Source organism: Methylobacterium sp. GC_Met_3 (assembly GCF_026540775.1).
Lineage (GTDB): Bacteria > Pseudomonadota > Alphaproteobacteria > Rhizobiales > Beijerinckiaceae > Methylobacterium.
Genome location: NZ_JALNUL010000107.1, coordinates 1 through 5,569 on the forward strand (window position 1 = coordinate 1; position 5,569 = coordinate 5,569).

The 5,569-nt window shown below is 60.1% G+C and carries 1 protein-coding gene and 3 pseudogenes; 3 read left to right on the forward strand and 1 reads right to left on the reverse strand.

Annotated elements, in window-relative coordinates; all coding sequences use genetic code 11:
* Positions 1–58: 58 nt before the first annotated feature.
* Positions 59–1,129 (forward strand): annotated as a pseudogene (locus OXS27_RS31475) (IS630 family transposase).
* 462 nt (positions 1,130–1,591) lie between these two features.
* Positions 1,592–3,253 carry a Wzz/FepE/Etk N-terminal domain-containing protein gene (locus tag OXS27_RS31480; RefSeq protein WP_267361587.1) on the forward strand — a complete coding sequence of 554 codons (1,662 nt, stop codon included), beginning with the start codon at positions 1,592–1,594 and terminating at the stop codon, positions 3,251–3,253.
* Positions 3,254–3,638: 385 nt separating this feature from the next.
* Here OXS27_RS31480 and OXS27_RS31485 read toward each other — a convergent pair.
* Positions 3,639–4,693 (reverse strand): annotated as a pseudogene (locus OXS27_RS31485) (IS5 family transposase).
* 74 nt (positions 4,694–4,767) lie between these two features.
* Between OXS27_RS31485 and OXS27_RS31490 the strand changes: the two are divergent.
* A pseudogene (locus OXS27_RS31490) lies at positions 4,768–5,501 on the forward strand (IS5 family transposase); the annotation flags it as partial.
* Positions 5,502–5,569 lie beyond the last annotated feature (68 nt).

Sequence of the window (5,569 nt, forward strand, 5' to 3'; positions counted from 1 at the left end):
TAGTGCACTGATGCGGTCAGAGGATTCACACAGGGGGTGATGCATGCGAGTCTGGGCGATGGCTCAGACCGTCTGCGTGCTCCTCGACGACGCCACCAAGTTAGCGTTGTCCACGATCGCCGGAGACCGATCCCGCCCGCTCAAGCACATCCTGCGGGCGCGCATCGTCCTGCTCTCGTTCGAACGCTTGAGCGTGCAGGACGTGGCTCGGCAGGCCGGCGTCAGCCGGCCCGCAGTCTGGCGCTGGCAGCAGCGCTTTGCCGAGGAGGGCGTTGAGGGCCTGCTGCGGGACAAGACCCGCCCACCCGGCACCCCGCCGCATTCCACCCGCACCGTGGCGAAGGTGCTGGCGCTGACGTGTTCGGAACCGCCGGACGAGGTCACGCACTGGACCGGCCGCGCCGTCGCTGCGCGGACCGGCATCTCACTCCGCTCCGTGCAGCGGATCTGGCAGGAGCACCGCCTGCAACCGCATCGGGTGCGGACCTTCAAGCGCTCCCACGACCCGGCCTTCGCCGAGAAGGTCGAGGATGTGGTCGGTCTCTATATGCAACCGCCCGCCCACGCCGTCGTGCTGTCCATCGACGAAAAGTCCCAGATCCAGGCCCTGGAGCGAACCCGTCCCGACCAGCCGCTCGGGCCCGGGCATCCCGCTGCTCAGACGCACGACTAAACCCGCCACAGCACCACGACGTTGTTTGCCGCCCTCGACATCCTGGAAGGCACCGTGCTCGGCCGCTGCATGCGGCGCCATCGCCACGGTGAGTTCATCCGTTTCCTCAACACCGTCGAGGCGGCAGTCCCAGCGGGCAAGGCGATCCACGTGGTGCTCGACAATTACGGCAGCCACAAGCACCCGAAGGTTCGCGCCTGGCTCACCCGCCACCCACGATGGACCTTCCACTTCACATCGACCTCGGCTTCCTGGCTCAAGGCCGTCGAGGGCTTCTTCTCCACGCTGACGCGCCGCCGTCTCCAACGGGGCACCTTCACCGGCATCGTCGACCTACAGGCCGCCATCAAACGCTACATCGCCGAGCACAACCAAAGCCCACGACCCCTCGTCTGGACCAAGCCCGCCGCCGCCATCTTCGACGCCCTCAATCGAGCCCCTGAACCATCCGTCTGAGTCAGTGCACTAGAACAAATCTATCCGCTCCTCCTATAGATGTCGTGAGTCACGGCTGTGTCGTCGGCACCGCTATGACTCCCTACGCTAAACAGATTCACAAACGCTCTGGCCCACAGCACGGCATCATCTGCGCCGCAAAGGCGCATTCATGTCGCCGGTTCACTGCCTCGAGTCGGCCGTTGCAGAGGCAAAATTGATATGCGAGAAGGTATGTTGCGCGCCAATGAACTTCGTTGCGACGCGTAGCCAAGAACTAGGTTAATAAGTTGCATGTTCGAAAAACTCTTGAGAGTTGAAAAGCCCAGGATCGGCAATTTTCTAACCTATAGCATGAGCTGAAACATGGTGACGCCGCCTCAAGGTAATTACCAGCCTGAAATTTCGATATCGGACGAAGATATGTAGAGCACGATACTGTCAATCGGGTCAGTGTATTACGCCATAAAAACGTAGGGCCTAATGAATATGTCGACGAGAGAACTGATTCCTGGAGACAGTTCTTTTTTGCCCGGCGGCGAAAAAAGACCATACAGTCCCATTCCTTCTGAAAAGAAGCTATTCGAGCTCAAGGAACTGTGGCATCTTCTTAGAACACGTTGGAAGGGCATCGCCCTTGTTTATGCTTCGGTTCTGCTGCTGGTCTGGACCTACACGTCCGTCGCACCGTTGGAATTCACATCATTCACCCAAATCGTATTGCTTCCGCAGAGAGGTGGGGTTCGCGAAGTAGCAGGGGATTTTGCTGTAACTGCGCTTGACTCGGCGCAGGCAGACACCAGGATTCAGGTCATCAAATCCGAACGATTGCTTAGGTTCGTATTTGATACGTTGAATGTTTATCAAATGTATACCCAGAATAATTTAGGAAAAGGCGTAAGGGGTCAGTTAGAAGATATAGTTAATTCGTATTTAAAGGCTCCTAACGCCAAACAAGCTACGAGCGAAAATTCTAACGAATCAGGGAGTGCGCCCGAAGCCGCACAGATTCTGAGGGAGCGCGCTTTCGCGGATTTTAGCAATCGCGTCGGCGTGCGCCGCCTCGGTCTCTCCTACGTGACTGAAATAGGCTTCAGAGCGCCATCGCCGTCCCTAGCGGCCTACTTTGCCAATGCTATCACTGCAGCCTACATTCGCGACTTGGTATTGTCCGGTCAGCGCGACGACGAAATCTTACAGCGTCGGCTGGCGGATAGGACGAAGCATTCCCAGGATCTGGTCGAAGCGATGAAAAGTGGCATCGCCCCGAATGAGGAATTCCCAGAAGCGGATGCACGCATCATCGGCGCGGCCTCAGTGCCGTTGGCGAAGTCTGCTCCGCAGACAAATCTAATCTTCGCTTTAGCAATATCGTCTGTTACACTTTTGATTGCTTTATCATCCATCTATGTGCTCAGCAGTGATCGCGTTGTCAGAACGCCGGAGGGGTTGACACGGCGCTTCCCGCTCCATTGCTTGGGGATCGCGCGCAGTGTGGATCGTACCCGATTTGTCGGCGGTAGAAAGAGGAGAGATTTCATATTCGACGTTCTCATCAGCATACTGCTGATGCGACGTAGAAAAGGAAATTTAAGACCAGTTGGATTTGCGGCTTGGGCGGCAGGCTCAGGAACAAGCTTCATCGCGAAGGCATTTTCGCTTGAAATGGCTAAAGAGACTGGATCGGTCCTATTATTCCGGTTCAACCAGAGAAAGTTGATGTTTGAACTAGTTTACAATTCGGGCGCGAGCTCCGATCGCGCGACTCATCCCGGTGAGTTTGAGTGGATGCGAGGCGACTTAAACGCGACCGGCATCGAATTTGGCAATGCAGCTCCAGACAAAGATCCGCGCATCGAGATTCCGTTCGCAGACTTTGGTCGGTTCATAAATTCAGCCGCGTCGGATCACTTGGTGATTTTAGATCTTCCACCTTTCGACAATCCGTCGACTCAGCTGCTTACGGACGATCTGAGTGTCGACATTGTTCTAGTGATCGACGCGGAGAGCACGACAGATACCGACGTACTGAATGCGATCGATATGATCGAATCACGTCATCTCACCCTGGTCGGCGGCCTTCTCAATCGCGTGTCAAGATTCCATGCACGTCAATTTTTAAGGGAAGGAATCGCGCGAGGATGACCAGTACTTTCAGTGCCGCAGTAGCACTCCGCTCCCAAACGTCCGCTTGCTGAAATGACCGCGGACGACGTGTGTCTTGAGTGTATCTGCGAGTTCAAAGTCTTAGAGCCGCTAACAAAACCGGGTTTGGCGCGTTGAGTGGAGATGGCGAGACCACTGCTTCCCGATGGCCTGTGGGCCGAGATCGCGCCGCTGCTGCCGCCTGAACGGGCCAAGCCGAAGGGACACCTCGAAGAACTGCGCAATTGCGGGGTTTGGCTGTCTGTTTGACGACGGCCGCAGCTTTGGCAGGCACGGACTGACGTTCTGGCAGCCTGGCGGTGGTCGTGAAGGGCTCAAGAGCCCATTCCGAGGTTGCCTCAGGCCGCCACCGGCCGGGCTTCGATCAGAGGAAGCGCTTGAGGTTGTAGGCCAGGTTGGCGAGCCCGATCTTGGTCCGGGCTCGGGCCAGACCGATGGTGCGCACGAACAGGCCGAAGCGGTGCTTCTGGCCGGCGAAGACCGTCTCGACGGCCGAGCGGACCTTGGAGCGGGCGCGGTTGGCCTTGCGCTGTGCGGGCGTCAGGTCGTGGCCGGGCTGCCGTCTGAATTGGATCTTTGCGCGTCTGCCATGCTTGGTCAGGCGGGCTTCGTTGGTCTTCGAGCGGTAGGCGGTGTCGGCCCAGACGTCGCTCGCCGTGTTGGTCGCGTCGAGGACGTTGGCCAGTTGCGCTCCGTCGTGGGCGGCCGCGCTGGTGACGGTGAAGCGGCGGACGAACCCGTGCTTGCGGTCGATCGAGACGTGCGTCTTGTACCCGAACATCGGAACGGCGATCTCGACCTTGGCCTTGGTGCCGTCCGCCTTTGCCGGCCGCGCCTTGGCCCGCTTCAGGGTCCAGCGGGCATCGCGGTCTCGTCTCGCGCCAGCTTCTTCGGCTTGGCCGCCCACGCGTCCGGGATCTTGCCCTCCTTCAGAGCCGCCTTCTCCGCATCGGTGTTGCGCTGACGCGGAGCCGCGATGATCGGGGCATCGATGATCTGGCCCGACATCGCCAGGTAACCCTTGCCCTTCAACCAAGCGTCGAAGGCGGCAAACAGTTCGTCGATCGCGCCGGCTCGGGTCAGGTGCTCCCGGAACAGCCACACCGTTTTGGCGTCGGGCACGCCATCCTCGAAGCCGAGACCGAGGAAGCGCATGAACGAGAGCCGATCCCGGATCTGGAACTCGGTGGCGTCGTCCGACAGCGTATAGAGTGTCTGCAGGATCAGGATCTTGAACATCAGGACCGGGTCGTAGGGCGGGCGTCCCCCCTTCGACCCATCGGACCGCTTCAATGCGGTGGCCAACTTCGGGCGGAAAGCCTCGAAGTCGATCAAGGCCGCCAGCTTCACCAGCGGGTTGCCGTTCTCCGACAGACGCTGATAGCGCTCATCCAGATCGAAGAACCCTGGCTGACCCATCCGAGCCTCCCCAACGCCAACAGCATCAGGGAATCACGACACCGCCCCGTATAGAAGGGGGTATTTCGACGTGTCCGAAGGGCGGTCGGCCTCGAACCTCCGACCGCGCGGCACTGACGGGGATCCTGTTCGTGCTGCGCTCGGGCACGCCCTGGGAGTTGCTGCCTCAGGAGATGGGCTGCGGTTCGGGGATGACCTGCTGGTGGCGCTTGCGGGATTGGCAGAAGGCCGGAGTGTGGGACCGTCTGCAGCACGCGCTGCTCGACCGGCTCGGTCGCCAGAGCGGCATCGACTTCAGTCGAGCTTTCCTCGACAGCGCCTCGATCGCCGCCAAAAGGGGGGCCCGGCGACGGGCCCGAACCCAACCGATCGGGGCAAGCCGGGTACGAAGCGCCACATCGTCACCGATGCGAAGGGCATCCCCCTCGCGCTGAAGTTGACGGGGGCGAACGTCCATGACAGCCGGATGCTGGACGTGGTCGTGGATGCCGTCCCGCCGATCCGGTCATGCTGGGGACCGCCGCGCAAGCGGCCCTCAAAGTTGCACGCCGACAAGGCCTACGACCACCGCCGCTGTCGTCAGGCGCTGACCCGCCGCCGCATCCAGCCCCGCATCGCCCGGCGCGGGATCGAGAGCAGCCAGCGGCTGGGACGTCGCAGGCAGGTCGTCGAGCGCACGCTGGAGTGGTTCGCCCAGTTCCGTCGCCTCGCCATTCGCTATGAGCGACGAGCCGACATCCATCTCGCCTTCTCGACGCTGGCTGCTGACCTCATCGTTTGGCGCTTCATCGAAGGATGGTTTTGTTAGGTGCTCTAGGTTGGCTTCACCATGGCATTTTCGTGCCATTCGGTAGTGTAGCGAACGGGCCCTTAGAG